The following is a 20233-nucleotide window of genomic DNA, read 5'->3' as shown; positions in this document are numbered from 1 at the left end:
TTCACCGCACGCGGCTCCGGGCTTGCGCGGCAGGGTTACGCCTCAGTCGCCGAAAAAGCGGATATACAGCGGTGGCTGCAAATGCAGCTCAACGAAATCGGGTGAGTGCCCCAGCCACCACAGCCCGTGCAGCGCCAGCACCCCCAGTGCGAAGTAGGTCCACGACCAGCGTTGGTGATAGCGCGCCAGCGCATCGAGCTCGCCGGTTACGATGTAGAAGGGAGCACGCCGGGCCGGCTTGCGTACGAGGTGGGTACCGGTCTCGCGGGGGGCGCTGACCGTTTCCTGCATCACTTCGCGCTCGGCGGCGCGGCGGACCGTATCCCATTCCGCCTGATCGATCTCGCCATTGCCGTCGGCATCGAAACGATGGAGCAGGCCGGCTTTGTCGTGCTTCCATTCGGCCAGCCGGCCCGAGACGCGCTCACGCTGATTGCGCAGCGAGCTATCGTGCAGCAGCGTAGCGAAGTCGCCGAGCACCTCGATGCGCTGGCCAGGGAAGATCCACCACTCGGTACGCCGCACCTCGCCGTAATAGGTGATGCTGGCGTCGCCCACGCGCAGGTCGGCGCCATCCGGATCGATCAGACAGTGGCCACTGCCATCGTCGAGCGCGAAGGTATCGCTGCTGGTCACGTCGCTAAGCTTGGTCCAGCCCCGGTTGTTGCCAGGGCCGCCCTGGCGCTCCTCTTCGATGCAGTGATACCAGACGCAGCTCGTGCCAAATGGTGATACCAGCGGCACGCCATCGCTGGCGCGGGCGATGCCGGCAAGGCGGACATAGCCCTGGCTCGTGCTCGCGACGCGGGTGAGGGGCGTGTTGTATATGGCCAGATAACGCGCACGTTGTGTGTGCCAGCCGGCGATGCCGAAGAGGGTGCTCAGGCCCCATCCCCAGTACCAGCCGGTATTCGACCACGATATCCACGCGAGTAGCAGCAGCCCGGCGCTGAGTGCGGCGGCGATCCAGTCCGCCCAGGCGCGTTGCAGCGCGGTGAGGTTGAACAGCATCGCTTATTGAGCAGGGCCGACCTGGTCGGGCTTGAACAGCGTCTTGAAGTCGACGTCGCGTTTTTCGGCGTCGTTGAAGTGCAGCAGGCGTGCCTCGCCGAAGCCCAGGCTGCGTGCAATCAACACGTCCGGGAACTGGTCGATACGCACGTTGTTGAGGTTGGTCGCGTCGTTATATGTTTCACGACGATCGGCAATGCCGTCTTCCAGCTCGGTGATGCGCGCGAGCAGGTGGCGGAAATGCTCGTTGGCCGACAGCTCCGGATACGCCTCGACTGTGGCGAACAATTGGCCGAGCCCCGCGCGCAGCGCCGTTTCGGCCGTGCCCAGCGCCGGAATGTTGCGCGTTTCGCGTGCGCTGGCCACCTGGGCGCGCGCCAGCATCACCCGCTCCAGCGTCTCGGTTTCGAACTGCATGTATTGCTTGCAGGTTTCGACCAGCTTGGGCAATTCGTCGTGGCGCTGCTTCATCAGCACGTCGATATTGGACCAGGCGCGCGCCACGCCATGCTTGAGCGTGACGAGGTTGTTGTAGATCGAGATCACGTACAGCGCGATCACCACGATCAGCGCCAGAAAAATCATCAATGCCATATGCCCCTCCCCGTTCGCGCAATGATAACGCGCCTCGCCACTTCCGGCAGTCAGCAAGCCTGCAGTGTGGCGCAGATGCTCAATGCGCCGCGCCGCAGACCGGGCACAGCGGATCGCGCCGGTAGCGCAGTTCACGCCACTGCATGTTGCGTGCATCGAGCAACTGCAGCCGCCCCACCAGCGGCTCGCCCAGCCCGACCACGAGCTTGAGTGCTTCCGCCGCCTGCGCGGTACCGATGATGCCGACCAGTGGCGCAAATACGCCAAAGGTGGCGCAGGGGCCGTCGCCGGCTTCGCCTTCCTCGCCGAACAGGCAGTGGTAGCACGGCGCATCGGGCTGGCGGGCATCGAAGGTGGTGAGCTGGCCGTCGAAGCGGACCGCTGCGCCCGAAACCAGCGGCGTTTGCAACGCGACGCAGGCCCGGTTTATCGCATGGCGGGTGGCGAAATTGTCACTGCAATCGAGCACCACATCGGCGGCTGCGACCAGCTCGCGCAGCTTCTCGCCCGTCGCGCGTTCCTGCAAGGCCTGGACGCGGGTATCCGGATTGAGCGCAGCGAGCGTCGCGGCGGCCGAGGCCACCTTGGGCGCGCCGATGCTGTCGTGCCGGTGCGCGATCTGCCGCTGCAGGTTGGTGAGCTCAACTATGTCATCGTCGACCAGCGTCAGCGTGCCCACACCCGCGGCGGCGAGATAGAGTGCGGCCGGGCAGCCCAGGCCGCCCGCACCGATCACCAGCACATGGCTGGTGGCGATGCGCTGCTGCCCTTCCACGCCGATTTCATCGAGCAGGATATGGCGGCTGTAGCGCAGCAGCTGGGTGTCGTTCAGATCGATCTGGGCGGAGCGGGTGGTGCAGGCGGTCATGGCGGCATACCGGAAGGGTGGTCGATTATACCCGGTGGTCTGCCCCTATCGCCGTACCCGGTCAAAGGTAGCGGCGCAGCTCCTCGGGCGTGTCGTCCCGATCGCCGTGCGCATGGTGCTGCCATACCTGGCGATAGACGCCGTCGGTCTTGAGATTGTGTTCGGGGACGCCAAGGTTGTCGCGCGCGAGGCGTTCGGCGTAGTGGGCGAGCGAGCGGCGCAGCCGCGCGACCAGGTGTTGATCGAGCGTCCAGCCCTGTGCCATCAGCGCGGTTTCGAGGCTGGCCAGCTCGCAGTCGGTCAGGCGGTAGCGCAGCAACACAATGTGGTTGCCCCAGGCCTGTGCGTGCAGCACCGATTGCGTGGCGAGCCAGGCGGCCGCGGCTGGCGCGTCGCCGCTCAGGTCGATCCGGGCATGGCGTTCCGTATTCATGGCGGGCTCCCGCTTTACGCTTCAGCGTAGACGACGCGCATGAAAAAGCCCCGCCGTGTGGCGGGGCTGCGGCGGATCGCGAGGCCCTACTTCTTGACTGCGGGCTTGGCCGGCTGTTTTTGCTGCAGCAGCAACTGCTGCACCTTGAGTACCGACAGCGCCTGTTGCAGCTGGAAGTCACTCTTGGAGGCAAGCTCGCGCGGGTTGAACTCGGCTTCCTCGGTGCCCGAGGCCGGCTTGGCGGCAGGCGCCTTGACTTCAGGCTTGGGTAGGATGGCCGGCTTGGGGGCGGGAGCCGGTCCAGATTCACCGCTCGGATTGTCGAGGTGGCGTTGCAGATCCGCCTCGCGCAGCATCAGGCCGCTCTCTTCCTTGCCGTTGACCGTGGCTTCCTCGACGACGATGTCCGGCGTGATGCCCTTGGCCTGAATCGAGCGGCCGTTCGGCGTGTAATAGCGCGCCGTGGTGAGCTTGAGCGCGGACTTGGCGTCGATCGGCAATATGGTTTGCACGGAGCCCTTGCCGAAGGTCTGGGTGCCAACGACCAGCGCGCGCTTGTGATCCTGCAGCGCACCGGCGACGATTTCCGACGCGGACGCGGAGCCGCCATTGACCAGCACCACCAGCGGCACGGTCTTGGCATCGGCCGGCACGTTCTTGAAGTAGTCGTCCTTGCCGCCGCGCTGGTAGTTCTCACGGCTGGCGGTCAGCTTGATCTTGGCGTCCTCGGTGCGGCCCTCGGTGTAGACGACGAGGGCGTTGCTCGGCAGGAAGGCGGCGGAAACGCCGACGGCGCCGTTGAGCAGGCCACCCGGATCGTTGCGCAGGTCGAGCACCAGACCCTTGAGCGCACCCTTGTTGTCCTTGTAGAGCGTTTCGATCGCCTTGGCGACGTTCTCGGTCGTGTGTTCCTGGAACTGGGTGACGCGGATGTAGCCGTAGTCGGGCTCGGCGAGCTTGGACTTCACGCTCTGCACCTTGATCACGGCGCGCTTGAGGCTGAGCACCATGGGCTTGGCGGCGCCCTTGCGCAACACTGTCAGCGTGACCGCGCTGCCGGGCTTGCCGCGCATCTTGTTCACCGCTTCCGATAGCGACAGCCCCTGCACCTGGGTGTCGTCGATCTTGACGATGTAATCGCCAGCCTTCACCCCGGCGCGGTAGGCGGGCGTGTCCTCGATCGGCGAGACCACGCGCACGAGGCCATCTTCCATGTTTACTTCGAGCCCGAGACCGCCGAACTCGCCCTGGGTGTTCTCCTGCAGATCCTTGAAGGCTTCTGCATCCAGATAGGACGAGTGCGGGTCGAGCCCGGCCACCATGCCCTTGATCGCTTCCGAGATCAGCTTCTTGTCTTCGACCGGCTCGACGTAGTTCTGCTTGATAAGGCCGAACACCGTGGAAAAGGCGCGCAGATCCTCGATCGGCAGCGGGGAGGCCACCGTATCCTTGTCGGCCATGACGTTGAACGACAGGCTGATCGCTACACCGAGGCTGGCGCCGGCTGCGAGCAGGGCAATTTTCTGGAACTTCCCGTTTTTCTTGGAAGAATGAGCGGTCATACCGTGTGGAACTCCGTGTTCTCGTGTCAGCCGGTCCAGGCTAGCGGGTCGATAGGCTGGCCGTTTTTTCTGAGCTCGAAGTATACGCCCGATTCGGCCATGCCACCGCTGTTGCCGCTGGTGGCGATGGTGTCTCCCGGGCCGACCCGATCGCCGACCTGCTTGAGCACGCTTTCGTTGGCGGCATAGAGGCTGAGAAAGCCATCACCGTGGTCGACAATGATGAGATTGCCAAAGCCACGCAGCCAGTCGGCAAACACCACTTCGCCACCGGCCACCGCCTTCACGGGCTGCCCGCTGGAGGCGCGGATGAATACGCCCTTCCAGGTGGTGCCTTCCGCGCGCGCGGCGCCGAAACGGCCGATCACCTCGCCCTTGAGCGGAAGGCGTAGCCGGCCCTTGAGCGCGGCGAATTGGCGACCGTTGAGGCTGGCATCGGGCTCGGCCTGGTTGACGGCGCGCACCGGCTCGATCGCTGGCTTGCTGCCCGGGGCCGGTTTGCCGCCCTGGGCGATCTTGGCGTTGGCGGCCTTGACGCGGCGCTCCGCCTCCGCTCGGACGCGGCGCTCCGCATCGGCGCGGCGTTTGGCGGCTTCGCGCGCGCGGCGCGCCTCCTGCTGCTTGATGATGGCCTCGAGCCGCTTGACGAGGTCCGAGAGCCGTTTTTCATCGGCGGACAGCTTCTGGATCTGGGTGCGTTGCTGGCTGATTTCGCGATTGAGGCTGGTGACCAGCTGCTGCTTTTCGGCCTGCTCCGAGACCAGCAGCGCCTTCTGCCGTGCCTTCTCGGCCGCGATGGCCTTGAGCTCGGCGTTCTTGTCGCGGATTTCGGCGGCGAGACGGTTGAGCTCGGTCAGTTGGGCCTCGAGCCGCGCGGCAAGCTGCTGCTGGGCGCGGGCGAGGTAACGGTAGTAGCTGAGATCGCGGCTCGCCTGGCTGGGGTCTTCCTGATCGAGGATCAAGCGCCAGGCTTCGAGTTCGCGTGTCTTGTAGCGCGCGCTCAAGAGCGCGGCGAGCCGGGCCTGGCTGGCGCGGATGCCGGTGCGCGCGCTGGCGATGTCGGCTTCCAGCTGCGCCAGTTCCAGCGCGGTGAGCTGACGCTCCTCGGCCAGGGTACCGAGCACGCGATTGGCTTCGGAGATCGCGCGCTCGGAATCCTTGAGCGCGTCCGCCGCTTCCTGGCGGTTCGATTCGTTGGTGGCGAGGTCCTGCTTCAGCGCGTCGATCTTGCCGCGCAAATCCTTGAGCTCAGCCTGGTGCTTCTGGCTGTTGGCACGCGAAAGAGTCTCCGGGGCGGCATGCGCCGCACCGGAGAGTGCCATCAGCAGGACAAGCGCAACGGCGCGCAAGATTGGCAGGCGTCAGGAGAACTGGACGAGCGAGTGGCCGCTCATCTCGGCCGGCTGCGGCAGCCCCATCATTGCCAGCAAGGTCGGCGCGATGTCCTTCAGTGAGCCTTCGCCGCGTGCGGCGAGCCGGGCTGGCCTGCCCACGTAGACGAAGGGCACGACGTCGGTGGTGTGCTGTGTATGCGGCTGGCGCTCGGCGTGATCGAACATCTGCTCGCAGTTGCCGTGATCGGCGGTGATCAGCACTTCGCCGCCAACGCGGGCCATCGCTTCGACGCAGCGGCCGACGCAGGCGTCGAGCGCCTCGATGGCCTGCACGGCGGCATCGAACACGCCGGTATGACCCACCATGTCGCCATTGGCGTAGTTGCAGATGATGGCGCCGTACTGCCCCGATTCGATCGCGGTGACGATCTTGTCGGTGACTTCGGGCGCACTCATCTCCGGCTTGAGGTCATAGGTGGCGACCTTGGGGCTGGGCACCAGCACCCGATCCTCGCCCGGGAATTCCTTTTCCTCGCCACCGGAGAAGAAGTAGGTCACGTGCGGGTATTTCTCGGTTTCGGCGATGCGCAGCTGCTTGATGCCAAGGTGCGCGATGTACTCGCCGAAGCTGTTGCTGACCTTTTCCTTGTCGTAGGCGACCGGGAACGGGTAGGCCTCGGCATAGCGGGTGGCGGTGACGAAGCTGGCGAACCGGGCCACGCGCTGGCGCGCAAAGCCGTCAAATGCTGCGTCGGTGAGTGCCACCGAGATCTGGCGGGCGCGATCGGCGCGGAAGTTCATGAAGATGGCAACGTCGCCATCCTCGATACGGGCCGGGGCACCGATGTGGGTGGCGCCGACGAACTCGTCGTTCTCATCGCGGGCGTAGGCGGCCTTGAGACCATCGAGCGCGGTCTCGGCGTGATGCAGACCCTGGCCGTCGACGATCAGGTTATACGCCGGCTCGACGCGCTCCCAGCGCTTATCGCGATCCATCACCCAGTAGCGGCCGACGATGCCGACGATGCGGGCGACCCCGGCTTCGCGACAGGCGGCTTCCAGCTTGACGAGGTACTTCTCGGCGCTGCGCGGCGGGGTGTCGCGGCCGTCGAGGAAGGCATGGACGTGGATGTTGGCGACGCCAGCCTTGGCGGCGTCCTTGATCAGCGCATGGATATGCGCCTCGTGGCTGTGCACACCGCCATCGGAAATCAGGCCCAGCACATGCAGCGTCTTGCCGGTGGACTTGGCCAGTTCGATCGCGCGAGCAAATTCAGCGTTCTGGCCGATCTTGCCTTCGGCAACGTCGACGTCGATGCGGCTGATGTCCTGCAGCAGCACGCGACCGGCGCCGATGTTGAGGTGGCCGACTTCCGAGTTGCCGAACTGTCCGTCGGGCAGGCCGACATGGCGTTCGGACGCGTTGATCGTGGTCCAGGGGTGCTGGGCGAAGATGCGATCGAGGTTGGGTTTGTTGGCCGCAGCGATCGCGTTGTCCTGTTTTTCCTCGCGATAGCCGTAGCCGTCGAGTATCAATAACAGGACCGGCTTAATTGCAGGTGTGGCTTGCGTCATACTGGGGTGTACCTCAAGCAAAAACGGCGCTGTCGCGGGCGGATCGCCCGTTGCAGTGGGGTTCCAAAGATGGGTAGTATTCTACCGCAACGACATAGGCTTGCCTTGTCACAGATCCAATAATATGAACGTCTGATGGACGGCCAAAAAGTGCAGAGGATGATGCTTCCCCCCACCGAATTGATGAGCGACGAGCACATCCAGCAGGCGTCGCGCGCGATGAAGGCCATGTCGCACCCGTTGCGACTGAAGATCCTCTGCGTACTGGGCGAGCACGAGGTCAGCGTGCAGGACATCGTGGAGCAGGTTGGCACCACGCAATCGAACATTTCGCAGCATCTGGCGCTGATGCGCGAAAAGGGCGTGCTGCGCACCCGCAAGGACGCCAACCGCGTCTATTACCGCGTTGGCGATACCCGCACGCTGGAAGTGATCGCCATGCTGCGCGACGTGTTCTGTGCCTTTTCCAAGTAGGCGCAAAGCCACTACGAGCCCCAAACAGCCACATAAGTGGCTGTTTTTGTTCATATTGACGACATACGGTGTTTGACGCTGTGTATTAGTGGCTGCTAAATTGACAGTGCCATCACGACAATCTGGTCGTGGCGGACGTTCGGTTGTGTTAACAGGCCGGCAGCCCCACAGGCTGTCCGCGCGGTCGGAGACGACACTCCGGCAACGAGTTGCCCGATCCGGTTTCCCGGTGGGGGCGACACCTGTCAGCAAAATCTGCGACGTAGTTAGTGAAACCTTCGAAACAAGGAGATCGCAATGCGATTCGACTTCCTGGAAGGCTTAGCGAGTACGGTCAACGATGCGTTGATGAACTTGTTCCGGGCCTTCAAAACCCCTACCAATCTCGACCACGACGATACGAGGAATCTTGCCCTCGAAGTCGCCGAACCGTATCGGTAGCTACCGGAACCTGAGACCTAATCCGTAAGGGCGAAGGGGCGTTATGCCCCTTTGCTCTTTTTTACGCCTGCCGCACGTCGGCGTTTCTCAAACGAGCGGCAGATGGATCAGCGTGAGAAGCTCGGCCGGCGGCGTGGTCTTGGGGTCGTTCATGTACTCCTCGTAGGCCGGAAAATCGCGCGGTTCCTCCCCGCTTTGCGGCAGCCAGTGGCCGAACAGCCAGGCATAGGCTTCGGGCAGATCGGAGTAAGGGCCGGTATAGCGCAGCGTCGCAGTTCTGCCGGCGGGGATGGCCAGGCCCTCGAATGGCGTCGGCAAGGGATCGGGCACGGCGGCGATGCCGATGGCAGCGTGCGAGCGTAGCTTCTCCTCGGGTACCTGGTTGGGGTCGTCGTAGAACAGGCCGATGCAGCGCGGCATGGGCTGCATCCAGCCCGCGTTGCCGGCGTGCAGGAACAGCTTATTGAAGGCGAGACCGATCTGGTGATAGTCCCCGTGGTGGGCCAACCCGACCAGGGGGGTGCCGGATTCTTCGGTGATCTCGATGGGGTACATGTCCTGCTCCTCTGCATAGGGGAAAGGCAGCGCGCGGATCGCGCGGTAACGCCCGGGCGATGCGCCGTAACGCTGCTGGAAAGCCCGACTGAACGCCGGCAAGGAGCCGAAACCCGCGCGCTCGGCGATGCGGCTGAGCGGCACACGAGTGCGCGCCAGCTCGCCCGCCGCCTTGCGCAGGCGAATTTCCTTCAGCGTGTCCCCCAGCGTTTCGCCCATCAGCCCGCGGTACACGCGATGAAAGTGATACGGCGACAGGCAGGCCACATCGGCCAGCGTATAAAGATCGGGCTCGCTGTCGCTATGCGCGTACAGGTAGTCGAGCACCTTGCAGATACGCTCGGTGTAACGGGCCAGGGTGTCAGGTTTCATGCTGTGCTCCTCGACCCGGATGCTAGCCGGGCCGGATTGATCGCATTTGCGCTTTTGGCCGCGTTGAACCGCATGGTGCGAGTCGCCAGCCAACTTGCTCGCATCATTGCGCCGCTTCCCGAGTGTGGAACCCTGTTGCCTCGATAGCGGACCCTAGGGGTGACCTCAAGCGCTGGAAGATTGAATCTTGATGATCCGCAGGAGTGTGCGTCAAAGGGTGTGCTTGCAACACGCTTGACTCAAAGGCGTGGGCTGGGCGCCTGGTGCACGGTTTCCTCTCGAAGAGGAATGTAGACCTTGATGCGCAGGTCGTCGGGAAAGCATGAGGCTGGGACATCGGTTACTTCGAAATCCGGGCCGTCGGTGCGTTCATAGCGGCTATTGGGGAGCCAGATGCCATAGATATAGTCCCGGATTCGAGGAACCGTATCGATCGGGCCGGACGCATCGAATTCTGCATACCAGCCTGCTGGCAGGCTGACCGCGGTAAAGCCTTCCGGCAATGCGGTTGCCGGCTGGATCACTTTTTCGCCGATCACGAAATCGAACTGGCCATCGTCCTGGTAATGGCAGGAAACACCATGACACAGGCCCGGCTGCGCCCTGTCGGGAATATTTAGATAGCTGCCGCTTTCGCCAAAATCCCGATAGAAGCCACCGATGTCGGCATAGAAATTCCCGCTTTCCAGGTGGGTGCGATAGACCTTGCCGATGACGGTGCGGGTTTCCAGAAAACGGATGTCTGGCGCCTTGCCACCGACGCCGTCGCGAAAGGGCGCGCCGGTGCACAGATCCAGTTTGCGTTGTCCGGCGGGTTTGTTGCGCTGTTTACGGTATTCGGAAGGGGGTACGGCGAAGCAGGCTTCGAATGCCCGGGTGAAGGCTTCGTGCGAGCAATAGCCATAGGCGACGGCAGCATCCAGGATGGTGGTTTGTGGGTTGGCCAGCATGCGCGCCGCTTCGGTGAGGCGACGCTGACGTATGTAGGATTGAACCGAAAATCCGGAGATCGCGCGAAACAGACGTTGGAAATGGAAAGCCGAGTAATTGGTCGGTGCCGCGATGGTGGCCATGCTCATCTTTTCCCGCAAGTGAGCTTCGATGAAGTCGATGGCGCGTTGGATACGTTCGAAGGGGGTCATGGGTGGCCAGTTCATTCAAAAAAAGATGCCGTCACTATGCTGCGGCTTTGGCCCTTGCGCTTGATCGCCCGTGCTGAGGTTGGCTTGAACGTGCGCGCGCATCTGCGGCGGAGTTTAGCTTCGCGGCGCCAGCATGATGATGGCCATGCCGGTGAGTGCCACCACGCCACCGACGAGGTCCCAGGCCGTGGGGCGGATGCCGTCCACCGCCCACAGCCAGATGAGCGCCACGACGATGTAGACGCCACCATAAGCGGCGTAGGTGCGGCCCGCCGCGGTCGGGTGCAACGTCAGCAGCCAGGTGAACAGCGCCAGCGAGAACGCGGCCGGCAGCAGCAGCCACGGCGAGCCATCCTTCTTCAGCCAGAGCCACGGCAAATAGCAGCCGACGACCTCGGCGATGGCGGTGGCGATGAAAAGCAGGGTGGTATGCAGTAGCGGCATCGTGGGATGTCAAAACGGGCGCCGTGGCGCCCGTTTCTCTTATTTAGAGCGGTGAACAAAACCTAGCGTAGCGTTTCTGGCAAGAAGTGCGATACGTCCTGAAAGGCGATGAATCGGACTTCCTCCGGCCGCAGGCACTACGAGGTATGGCCAGTGAGCGCGACACTGCCAGCAAGGTTTTGTTAGCCGCTCTTAGCTGCGGTAGTCCGCGTTGATCTTCACATAGTCGTAGCTGAAATCGCAGGTCCACACCGTGGCGGCTTCGCTGCCGCGGCCCAGCTTTACGGTGACGGTGATCTCGGCCTCGTTCATCACGCGCTGGCCCTGTTCCTCGGTGTAGCTGGCGGCGCGGCCGCCCTTTTCGGCGACCAGCACATCGCCCAGCCACACTTCCAGCTGCTCGACATCGAGATCGTCCACCGACGAGTAACCGATCGCGCACAGGATACGGCCAAGGTTGGGGTCGGACGCGAAAAACGCGGTCTTGATCAGCGGGCTCTTGGCGATGGCGTAGCCGACGGCCTTGCACTCATCCCAGTTCTTGCCGCCCTCGACCTTTACGGTCATGAACTTGGTCGCGCCCTCGCCGTCGCGGATGATGGCCTTGGCCAGCGTCTGCGCCACGTCGAGCAGCGCATCGCGGAAGGCGGCGAAGTCGGCACTGGCTTCCTCGTCGATCTCAGCATTCCCGGCAGCGCCGGTGGCGATCAGGATGTAGCTGTCGTTGGTGCTGGTGTCGCCATCGACGGTGATCGAGTTGAACGAGCGATCGGCCGTCCATTTCGCCAGCTTTTGCAGCACCGCCTGCGACACGGCGGCGTCGGTTGCCACATAACCCAGCATGGTCGCCATGTTCGGGTGGATCATGCCGGCGCCCTTGCTGATGCCGGTGATGGTCACGGTCTTGCCGCCGATCGCAACCTGTCGGCTGGCAGCCTTGGGCGCGACATCAGTGGTCATGATGGCGCGTGCGGCCTCGGCCCATTGCGCGGGCTTGAGATCAGCCACGGCCGCCGGCAGCGCGGCGACGATCTTGTCGGCCGGCAACGGCTCCAGGATCACGCCAGTGGAAAAGGGCAGCACTTGCTCGGGCGCCACGCCCAGTTCGCCCGCGAGCGCCGCGCTCACCTTGCGGGCGCGGGCAAGGCCGTCGAGGCCGGTTCCGGCGTTGGCATTACCGGTGTTCACCACCAGCGCGCGTACCCGGTGGCCGGCGGCCAGGATCTCACGGCACACGCGCACCGGCGCGGCGCAGAACTTGTTCAGCGTGAACACCCCCGCCACCTGCGTGCCTTCTGCCAATCGCATCACCAGCACATCGCGGCGGCCGGGCGTCTTCACGCCGGCGGAGGCGATACCGAGTTCCACACCGGCGACGGGGTGGAGCTGGCTGGGATCGAGTTCGGGCAGGTTCACGGGCATGGTCAGCTTCCTCAGGCGTTCGGTCAAAACGGCGATTGTACCCGTCATGGATGACAGCCGGGAGGCGCCGCATCGCTTGCTCAGGCGCAGGTCGATACCAGCTCGTGCCGCGCCTGTCGCAGTACCTGGAATGCCGTCGATAAAGCGAGCATCGCCATGATCCCGGCCACAGCCAAGTCAGGCCACTCTGTGTCGGTGCCGAACACGCCCATCTCCGCCAACAGTGCCGAGCGGGCCGGGCGCATCATTGCTGGGACACAGCCGTATGCTCACATATTGCCTGTGCTTGACATCAGGTGGTCGGGAAAGGGCGGCAGAAGCCCATGCGCTACATGTCAGCGAGTGTGGGTTGGCGATCGGCCGATCGAATGGGTAGTGCCGTCAGCGCCTGACGGCCCCGTCCTACAGCATTCGCATGGGCCCGCCGACAGTGCGCCACCGCTTACGGACGCACAATGAGCAAACAGGGTGCATGGAGCGAGATCATGCTGAGCAAACTTATATCTGGAGAGCATGCGCTGACCAAGGTGGCGGCGTTGTTCGATTCCGAGACGGGTGCGCAGGCGGCGGCGGAGCAGGTGCGCATCGCCACCGGCGTGCAGGAGGATCAGGTGCAGCTGGTTGGCCCCGGTGATGGCCAGTTCGGTCGCAAGCTGGAGCCGGAGTCGCGTGGCATCGCGCACACCGCCGTCCGAGCGCACCTGACGCTGGCGTTTGCCGGCGCGCTGATTGGCGTGACAGTGTTCGTCGCCTTGTATTTTTCCGGCGAGCGCGCCGTGGTCAGCAGCCCGTTGGCGGCTGCGGCCGTGCTGGGTGCGCTGGGCTTGGTGTTCGGGCTGCTGGCGGGCGGATTGATCACAGCGCGGCCAGACCACCTGGCGGTCGTGGCGCCAGTGCGCAAGGCGGTCCGAGCCGGACGCTGGGCGGTGGTGGTCCATCCGGTATCGACGCGTCAGACCGACGAGGCGCTGCGCGTGCTGCGTGGCGCATCGCACGAAGTGGTGCGCACGATCTAAGGCCTGTTCAGAGTCTTTTCGCCGCTACGTCGGTCATGCCCGGCTTGCGCTCTGGTCGTCGCGTACTGGTTTGCGGGCAGTACAGCCGCTATCGTCAGGCTTTCTTTCGGGTAGCGGAGGCGGCATGGCGATCAGCACGGTGGTCTACGACGACAATGGAGTCGATCTGATCGGCAGTATCGACACCCCGATCCAGCCGTCGGGCCATGTGATGCTGCTGTTGCATGGGTTCACCGGGCATAGGCTGGAGCTGGCCTACTACTTCGTCGACTTGGCTCGGCGGCTGAATGCGCTGGGCGTGACGGTGTATCGCTTCGATTTTCGCGGTTGCGGCGAGAGTGGCGGGCTGTTCGATGCCATCACGGTGGCCGATCAGGTCCGGCAGACGCACCGTCTGCTTGAATTCGTCCGCGCCCGCCATCCTGTCATGCGGCTGCATCTTACTGGCTTCAGCATGGGGGCCCTGGTGGCAAGCCTCGTTGCCGCCGAGCTGGCCGATGACGATCTGGTGACGTTGTCGCTGCTGGCGCCGGCCGGCAATCTCGCCGATGTCATCGCGCGCAGCTGCGCTGCGGGTTCGCCGCTGCGCGATGGACGCTACGACCTGCTCGCCTTGCCCATAGGCTTGCCGCTGCAACGCGAAGCCGCCGAGCTTGATCCATGGACACCGCTGACGCACATTACCGTGCCGACGCTGGTGGTGCATGGTGGTGATGATGCGGCTGTGCCGGTCGAGATCGGCCGGCGCTATGCCAGCGCGATCGCGGGTGCTCACTGGGTGGAGGTCGCGGGGGCCGATCATGTATTCGGCAGTATGGCGGCGCGCGACGCGCTGGTAGACGCATTGCGGCAGCGACTGGGCCTGTAAGCGCCAGCTCGCGTCGTGGTGGAACCGTCGGCAGCGACAGCGCCAGTACCGCAGGGTCCGCGGCCGGGTGCAGCGCGATCGCTCGAATGATGCCGGCGGGCGCTGCTGACTCGTGAATCTGCTGCGTGGCGCGCTTGGCATCGCGTGCCGGCGTTGCTACCGACCACGCCCGAGGGGCATCGCGGTGCCACGCTGACATGCCATCGCTTCAAGCAGGGGCATCGCGACTTTTCCCTAGCTGAAACTCCCGATGCCGCCGATGCTGCGCTGCGCAAAACTGGCAGGGTCGAACTCCAGCCTAGGATGCCTACATGCCCAAGAACGCGCTTTATGCCCAATCGGGTGGCGTCACCCCGGTGATCAATGCATCGGCCTGGGGGGTGATCGCCGCGGCGCGTCGCCATCCGGAAGCGATCGGCACCGTGTATTGCGCGCAGAACGGCATTTTGGGTGCGCTCGACGAAGTGCTGGTCGATACCGTGCAGATGCCGGATGAGCTGCTGGCGCGGCTGAAGCACACGCCGGGCGGCGCGTTCGGTTCGTGCCGGCACAAGCTCAAGCACGGCGCGGAACTGAAGCGCCTGTTCGAGCTGTTCGAGGCCTACAACATCGGCTACTTCTTCTACAACGGCGGCGGCGATTCGGCCGATACCTGCCTCAAGGTGGCGGAGTTCGCGCAATACCACGGCGTCGATCTCACCGCGGTGCACGTGCCCAAGACCATAGACAACGATCTGCCGTTGACCGACAACTCGCCTGGCTTCGGCTCGGTGGCCAAGTATGTGGCCACCTCGGTGCGCGAGGCCGGGCTCGATACCGCGTCGATGGCCGCGAGCTCGACCAAGGTGTTCGTGCTGGAGGTGATGGGCCGGCATACCGGCTGGATTGCCGCCTCATCGGGCCTGGCTGCCGATGTGCCGCATGCTGCACCGCATGTCATCCTCACCCCGGAGGTGCCGTTCGAGTCCGGGCGTTTCCTCAAGGCGGTGCAGGCGGCGGTTGACCGCGTCGGCTACTGCGTGGTGGTCGCGGCCGAGGGCATACGCGATGCACATGGCGTGTTCCTATCCGAATCGGGTGGTGCCGATGCCTTTGGCCATGCGCAGCTCGGCGGCGTGGCGCCTATCCTCGCCAACCTCGTCAAGGCGGAGCTCGGCCACAAATGCCACTGGGCGGTGGCCGATTACCTGCAGCGTGCGGCGCGTCATATCGCCAGCGCCACCGATCTCGCGCAGGCGGTAGCGGTGGGCGAGGCCGCAGTGAGCTACGCGATTGCGGGGTTGAAGAGCGTAATGCCGGCCATCGTGCGCGAAGATAGCGAGCCCTATCGCTGGCGCATCGAGGCGGTGCCGCTGGCGGACGTGGCCAACCGCGAGAAACCGCTGCCGCTGGAGTACCTCACCAGTGACGGTCTGCACCTGTCTCCGGCCGGGCGCGAGTACTTCCTACCACTGATCCAGGGCGAGGCGCCGCCGCCGTTCCGCGACGGCCTGCCCGATTATCCGCACTGGGGCTGGGTGCAGATGGAGAAACGGCTGGCGCCGTTCAATCGCTGTTGAGAGCCCGCTAACAAACCCCAGTGAAATGGTGCTGGCAAGGCGCGCGAAACGTCCTGAAAGGCGATAAACCGGACTTCCTTCGGTCGCCGGCAGTACGAGATGTACGACCAGTGAGCGCAACGCCGCCAGCAGGATTTTGTTTGCGGCTCTAGGCGCTATCGGCAGCGGCGGGCGATCTGGTCCATGCTGTGGCATACCCGGCACCTTGGAGGCCGCATGCTGCAGGAACTGATCGCCACCTTCCTTGCCACGATCACGGCCTTGCTGCCCATCGTCAACCCGCTCTACACCGCTACCGTGCTGCCGACCATGGTGGCTCACCTCTCGCCCGAGGAGCGTGAGCGCCAGCTCACTCGCGCCTGCTATTTCGCCGCCGGCATCCTGATCACCTTCTTGCTGGTCGGCGCGCTGATCATGGATTTTTTTGCGATCTCCATTCCCGGCCTGCGCATCGCCGGTGGGCTGATTGTCGCCTACATCGGCTTCACCATGCTGTTCCCCACCGAATCGAGCACCTTGCCCGATGCCGCCCAGCGCGAGGCCGAGTCCAAGCGCGATATCTCGTTCACGCCGCTGGCGATGCCGTCGATCGCAGGGCCGGGCTCGATCGCCGTGGTGGTGTCGATGTCGTCGTCGATGCACAACAACACTGATCTGCCGGTGTGGTTGGGGTACCTGGTGGTGATCGTCGGCATAGTCACCGTGATGTGGCTGTCGTGGCTGAGCCTGCGCGCGGCCAAGCGGCTTTACGCGCTGCTGGGGGAAAACGGCATCAATGCCGTGTCGCGGGTGATGGGCTTTTTGCTGATCTGCATCGGCGTGCAGTTTTTGATCAACGGCGTGCGCGATCTGTTGCACGATCCGGCCTTCATCCCGCAGCGCCCAGCAGCTGCCGTGTCCGCGCCAGCACAGCTGTGACGAGGTCGGGCTGCAGGCAATCGAGGGCTTTCACGTCGTCCATGCCGCGCAGCCAGGTGAGCTGGCGCTTGGCGAGCTGGCGCGTTGCGGCAATGCCCTTGTCGCGCAGCGTGGCCAGGTCGATGTCGTCATCGAGGTATTCCCAGGCCTGGCGGTAGCCGACGCAACGCATCGACGGCAGATCGAGCGACAGCGTATAGCGGCTGCGCAAGCCGGCCACTTCGTCGACGAGGCCCTGCGCCAGCATGATGTCGAAACGCTGTGCGATGCGCTGGTGCAGCACTGTGCGGTCGTTCGGCAACAGCGCGAGCTTGGTCAGCGCATACGGCAGTGGCTGCGAGGCCGGTTGCGCCAGCAGCTCGGACATAGCCCGGCCGGCAGTGAGGCAGATCTCCAGCGCGCGCTCGATCCGCTGCTGATCGTTGGGCGACAACCGCGCCGCCGTCGCCGGATCAAGCGCGGCCAGGCGCGCATGCAGCGCCGGCCAACCGAGGCGCTCGGCATCGGCGTGCAGCTCGGCGCGCAACGCCGGATCGGCCTGCGGCAGATCGTGGATGCCGTGCTGCAGCGTGTTGAAGTAGAGCATGGTGCCGCCGACCAGCACCGGCAGGCGGCCGCGCGCGGTGATGTCCGCCATCAGCCGCAGCGCGTCGTCGCGAAACTGCGCGGCCGAATAGGCCGCTTCCGGGCTGATGATGTCGATCAACTGGTGCGGCGCGCGCTCGAGCTCGGCCGCCGTGGGCTTGGCGGTGCCGATGTCCATGTCGCGGAACACCAGTGCGGAGTCGACCGAGATCAGCTCCACCGGCAGGCCGGCCTCGACCAGCGCCATGGCGCAGGCAGTCTTGCCCGAGGCGGTTGGGCCCATCAGAAAGAGGGCGGGGCTCATCGCGCCATCCGCTGCATCAGCCAGTTGGCGCCGAAGCCGCTGAAAATGGCGATCACGATGGCGACGGGGGCGGCCCAGGCGTCCAGATAAATAGTCAGCGGTGCAAGGCTGAGCAGGCTCGTGCCCATGCCGACCAGCCCGATCAGGAAGCCGCGCATCTGCAGCAGTACCGCGTCGCCGCCGGCGTTGGCCATGGTGAAGGCGGGCAGCACGGTGGCGACCACCGGGCTGGGCGCGAGCAGGCCGGTCAGGCTCGGGCCGAGCAGTTGTGTCAGTCCGGTCAGCACAGAGACCAGCAGCAGGGCGGCCATCATGCGTGCGAATAGTTCGATGCGCGGCAGCGGTACCACGCGCGGGGCGGCCTTGGGGGACGGCAGCAGATAGCGCGCCGACAGCAGCAATGACGGGAGTACCGCCAGCCCCCAGAACAGGCTGCGCTCGATGCCAGCGTGCACGACCAGTAGCGCCACGGCCGCATAGCTGGCCCAACCGCACAGCAGGATGCCCAACCAGCTCCAGCGCCTGCCGTCCAGCCATTGCGCAGCATGACCGACCACCAGCATGTAAACCAGATTCCCCCACAGGCCGACCGGCGATGCGCCCGCCACGTGGGTGGCGTAGTCCTGCCCGTATTGCAACCACAGCGCAGCGATCACGCAACCGGAAATCAGTGGCATGCCACCCAGGAGACCCGCAACACCCGGTCCCCAGCGCTTGCCGACCAGACTGGCAAGAGCGATGACTGCCGGCCCGGCGAACAGCTTGACGGCGAGTACAGTGCTCATCATTGCCCCCGCATGAAGAGCCCGTCGAGCTCCTTCATCGTCAGGCGGAACCAGGTGGGCCGGCCGTGGTTGCACTGGCCGCTGCGCTCGGTGGCCTCCATCTCGCGCAGCAGCGCGTTCATCTCGGGTATGGTCAGGCTGCGGTTGGCGCGCACGGCGCCGTGGCAGGCCATGGTCGCGAGCAGCTCGTTCTGCCGGCCGGCCAAAACGCGGCTCGCGCCGACCTCGCGGATGTCCTTGAGCACGGCGCGGGCGAGCTCGATGGCGTCAGCATCCTTCAGCAGCATGGGCACCGAGCGGATTGCCAGTTGGGTGGGCGAGGTGGGCGATAGATCGAAACCCAGTTGCGCCAGCACGTCCTGATTATCCTCGACCGTTGCGACATCGAGCTTTTCCGCAGGGAACACATGCGGGATCAGGAGCGGTTGCGTCGGCATGCGATCGAGATCCAGCGCTGTCTTCAGCTTTTCGTACACCACCCGCTCGTGGGCGGCGTGCATGTCGACCACGATCAGCCCATCACGCGATTGCGCGAGGACATATACGCCATGGATCTGCGCCACGGCGAAGCCCAGTGGCGGGATGCCATCCTCGTCGGTGGCGGGCAGCGCCGCCGGCGCGGCCGCGACGACGCGATCGAGCACGGCGGTGTTCGCCGCCGTCGGATCACGCTTGAGGTCGCCAAACAGCTTATCGTAGACGGCCAGCGGTTCCTGCACCACGGGCAGCGGCATCGCCTGCTGGCGGTAGGCAGCGGTCACGTAGTCCTGCGGCTTCATCGCCTGCGCGGGCGATGGTGCGAAGCCGGAGGGCTGGAAGGTGATCTCGCCGGTCTCGGGGTCGACTTGGCCCGGTGCGCTGCCGGCGCGCGTGGCCGAGAGTGCGCGGGTCAGCGCGGAGAGTACGAAGCGGTAGATGGCCTGGCTTTCGCGAAAGCGCACCTCGATCTTGGTCGGGTGCACGTTGACGTCGACACCTTCCGGATCGAGTTCCAGGAACAATGCGTAGGCCGCGTGGCGGTCGTGATGCAGCACGTCGCGATAGGCTTCGCGCAGCGCGTGCTGGATCACCTTGTCGCGCACGAAGCGCCCATTCACGAAGAAATACTGCGCATCGCGACTGCCCTTGGATAGCGTCGGCGAGCCGGCGATACCCCACAGCCGCAAGGGGCCGACGCGCTCGTCGACCACCACGCCCGATTGCACGAATTCCTCACCCAATAGCTCGCCCGCGCGGCGCGCCAGATCGCCGCGCGTAAGGCGCAGCTGGGCACGGCCGTTGTGCAGCAGCGTGAATTGCTTGTCCGGATGTGCCAGCGCCAGCCGCTTGACCGCATCCTCGCAATGGGCGAACTCGGTGGCATCCGACTTCAGGAACTTGCGGCGCGCCGGCGTCTGGTAATAGAGCTCGTGCACCTCGATGGTGGTGCCGACGGCGAGGGCGGCCGGTTCCGGCTCGGAGAGGCCGCCATGGTCAGCCTCGACGCGCCAGGCGTGGCCGCTGCCATCGAAGCGGCTGGTGAGCACCAGCCGCGAGACCGAGGCGATGGAGGCGAGCCCCTCGCCGCGAAAGCCCAACGTGGCGACGCGGGACAGGTCGTCGAAGCTGCGGATCTTGCTGGTGGCGTGCCGGTGCAGCGCCAGCGCAAGGTCGTCCTGCTCGATGCCGCCGCCGTCGTCGATCACCTTGATCAGCTTGGTGCCGCCGGCCAGTAGCTCGACGTTCAGGTTCTGCGCGCCGGCATCGAGGCTGTTTTCCAGCAGTTCCTTGAGCGCATTGGCCGGGCGTTCGACCACTTCGCCGGCGGCGATCTGGTTGACGAGGGTATCGGGCAGGACCTGGATGCGGGGCATGGCGGCAACGAAAACGGCGCAAAGGCCGAGTATATCAGCGCCCTGCGCCGCCCCAGACCGGGACAGACGGTGGCTTTCCTGCGTCGATCCGACAAATGGTGATTATGTGGCTGATTCA

20 protein-coding genes are annotated in these 20233 nt (G+C 64.8%); 6 read left to right on the top strand and 14 right to left on the bottom strand.

What is annotated here, in order from left to right; translation table 11 throughout:
* Nucleotides 1–42: 42 nt before the first annotated feature.
* From NLI84_RS11120 to gpmI, 7 genes are all read right to left on the bottom strand, one after another.
* Nucleotides 43–1011, bottom strand: a complete 969-nt coding sequence (locus NLI84_RS11120) for an E3 ubiquitin ligase family protein (protein ID WP_255990169.1) — start codon at nt 1009–1011, stop codon at nt 43–45.
* 3 nt (nt 1012–1014) lie between these two features.
* Nucleotides 1015–1605, bottom strand: coding sequence for a LemA family protein (locus NLI84_RS11115; RefSeq protein WP_255990168.1), 591 nt, complete (start codon nt 1603–1605; stop codon nt 1015–1017).
* Between the two features lie 79 nt (nt 1606–1684).
* Nucleotides 1685–2473, bottom strand: a complete 789-nt coding sequence (locus NLI84_RS11110; RefSeq protein ID WP_255990167.1) for a HesA/MoeB/ThiF family protein — start codon at nt 2471–2473, stop codon at nt 1685–1687.
* 61 nt (nt 2474–2534) lie between these two features.
* Entirely contained in the window at nt 2535–2906 is a 372-nt protein-coding gene (locus NLI84_RS11105; RefSeq protein WP_255990166.1) for a hypothetical protein, read from the bottom strand.
* 86 nt (nt 2907–2992) lie between these two features.
* On the bottom strand, nt 2993–4468 hold the full coding sequence (locus NLI84_RS11100) for a S41 family peptidase (protein WP_255990165.1): 1476 nt from the start codon (nt 4466–4468) through the stop codon (nt 2993–2995).
* A gap of 26 nt (nt 4469–4494) precedes the next feature.
* The gene (locus NLI84_RS11095) at nt 4495–5790 is read right to left on the bottom strand and encodes a murein hydrolase activator EnvC family protein (protein ID WP_255990162.1); all 1296 of its coding nucleotides are present in this window, start codon (nt 5788–5790) and stop codon (nt 4495–4497) included.
* 39 nt (nt 5791–5829) lie between these two features.
* Entirely contained in the window at nt 5830–7377 is a 1548-nt protein-coding gene (gene gpmI, locus NLI84_RS11090) for a 2,3-bisphosphoglycerate-independent phosphoglycerate mutase (RefSeq protein ID WP_255990161.1), read from the bottom strand.
* A gap of 159 nt (nt 7378–7536) precedes the next feature.
* Between gpmI and NLI84_RS11085 the strand changes: the two genes are divergently transcribed.
* A complete protein-coding gene (locus tag NLI84_RS11085) occupies nt 7537–7851 on the top strand; it encodes an ArsR/SmtB family transcription factor (protein ID WP_246120830.1) in 315 nt (104 codons plus the stop codon).
* A 297-nt stretch (nt 7852–8148) separates the two neighbouring features.
* Complete coding sequence (locus NLI84_RS11080; protein ID WP_255990159.1) at nt 8149–8292, top strand: hypothetical protein; 144 nt, start codon at nt 8149–8151, stop codon at nt 8290–8292.
* Between the two features lie 87 nt (nt 8293–8379).
* Here the strand turns inward: NLI84_RS11080 and NLI84_RS11075 are convergent, their stop codons facing one another.
* The 4 genes from NLI84_RS11075 to argJ all read right to left on the bottom strand — a co-directional run bounded on the left by NLI84_RS11075 (nt 8380) and on the right by argJ (nt 12227).
* Nucleotides 8380–9219 (bottom strand): AraC family transcriptional regulator, encoded by an 840-nt coding sequence (locus tag NLI84_RS11075; protein ID WP_255990158.1) that lies wholly within the window; start codon nt 9217–9219, stop codon nt 8380–8382.
* Between the two features lie 239 nt (nt 9220–9458).
* On the bottom strand, nt 9459–10361 hold the full coding sequence (locus NLI84_RS11070) for an AraC family transcriptional regulator (protein ID WP_255990157.1): 903 nt from the start codon (nt 10359–10361) through the stop codon (nt 9459–9461).
* 114 nt (nt 10362–10475) lie between these two features.
* Nucleotides 10476–10805 (bottom strand): YnfA family protein, encoded by a 330-nt coding sequence (locus NLI84_RS11065; RefSeq protein ID WP_255990156.1) that lies wholly within the window; start codon nt 10803–10805, stop codon nt 10476–10478.
* Nucleotides 10806–10997: 192 nt separating this feature from the next.
* Nucleotides 10998–12227, bottom strand: a complete 1230-nt coding sequence (gene argJ / locus NLI84_RS11060) for a bifunctional glutamate N-acetyltransferase/amino-acid acetyltransferase ArgJ (protein ID WP_255990272.1) — start codon at nt 12225–12227, stop codon at nt 10998–11000.
* A 485-nt stretch (nt 12228–12712) separates the two neighbouring features.
* Between argJ and NLI84_RS11055 the strand changes: the two genes are divergently transcribed.
* The 4 genes from NLI84_RS11055 (at nt 12713) to NLI84_RS11040 (ending at nt 16588) form a co-directional block, all read left to right on the top strand.
* Entirely contained in the window at nt 12713–13243 is a 531-nt protein-coding gene (locus tag NLI84_RS11055; RefSeq protein WP_255990154.1) for a riboflavin biosynthesis protein RibA, read from the top strand.
* A gap of 124 nt (nt 13244–13367) precedes the next feature.
* Nucleotides 13368–14111, top strand: a complete 744-nt coding sequence (locus NLI84_RS11050) for an alpha/beta hydrolase (RefSeq protein ID WP_255990153.1) — start codon at nt 13368–13370, stop codon at nt 14109–14111.
* Between the two features lie 311 nt (nt 14112–14422).
* Entirely contained in the window at nt 14423–15670 is a 1248-nt protein-coding gene (locus NLI84_RS11045) for a 6-phosphofructokinase (protein WP_255990152.1), read from the top strand.
* A 216-nt stretch (nt 15671–15886) separates the two neighbouring features.
* A complete protein-coding gene (locus NLI84_RS11040) occupies nt 15887–16588 on the top strand; it encodes a MarC family NAAT transporter (RefSeq protein ID WP_255990151.1) in 702 nt (233 codons plus the stop codon).
* Here NLI84_RS11040 and miaA read toward each other — a convergent pair.
* From miaA to mutL, 3 genes are read right to left on the bottom strand one after another with little or no spacing between them, the layout of a single operon-like run.
* Nucleotides 16539–17477 (bottom strand): tRNA (adenosine(37)-N6)-dimethylallyltransferase MiaA, encoded by a 939-nt coding sequence (gene miaA / locus NLI84_RS11035; RefSeq protein WP_255990150.1) that lies wholly within the window; start codon nt 17475–17477, stop codon nt 16539–16541. The genes NLI84_RS11040 and miaA overlap by 50 nt on opposite strands.
* Nucleotides 17474–18262, bottom strand: a complete 789-nt coding sequence (locus tag NLI84_RS11030) for a hypothetical protein (protein ID WP_255990149.1) — start codon at nt 18260–18262, stop codon at nt 17474–17476. Before NLI84_RS11030 ends, miaA begins: the two co-directional genes overlap by 4 nt.
* Entirely contained in the window at nt 18262–20115 is a 1854-nt protein-coding gene (gene mutL / locus NLI84_RS11025; RefSeq protein WP_255990148.1) for a DNA mismatch repair endonuclease MutL, read from the bottom strand. Before mutL ends, NLI84_RS11030 begins: the two co-directional genes overlap by 1 nt.
* Between the last annotated feature and the right edge of the window lie 118 nt (nt 20116–20233).

Origin of the sequence: Chitinolyticbacter albus, assembly GCF_024437655.1 — a bacterium.
GTDB classification, from domain to species: domain Bacteria; phylum Pseudomonadota; class Gammaproteobacteria; order Burkholderiales; family Chitinibacteraceae; genus Chitinolyticbacter; species Chitinolyticbacter albus.
The sequence above is the reverse complement of the archived record's forward strand: the minus strand, read 5'-3'. Positions and strand labels throughout refer to the sequence as shown.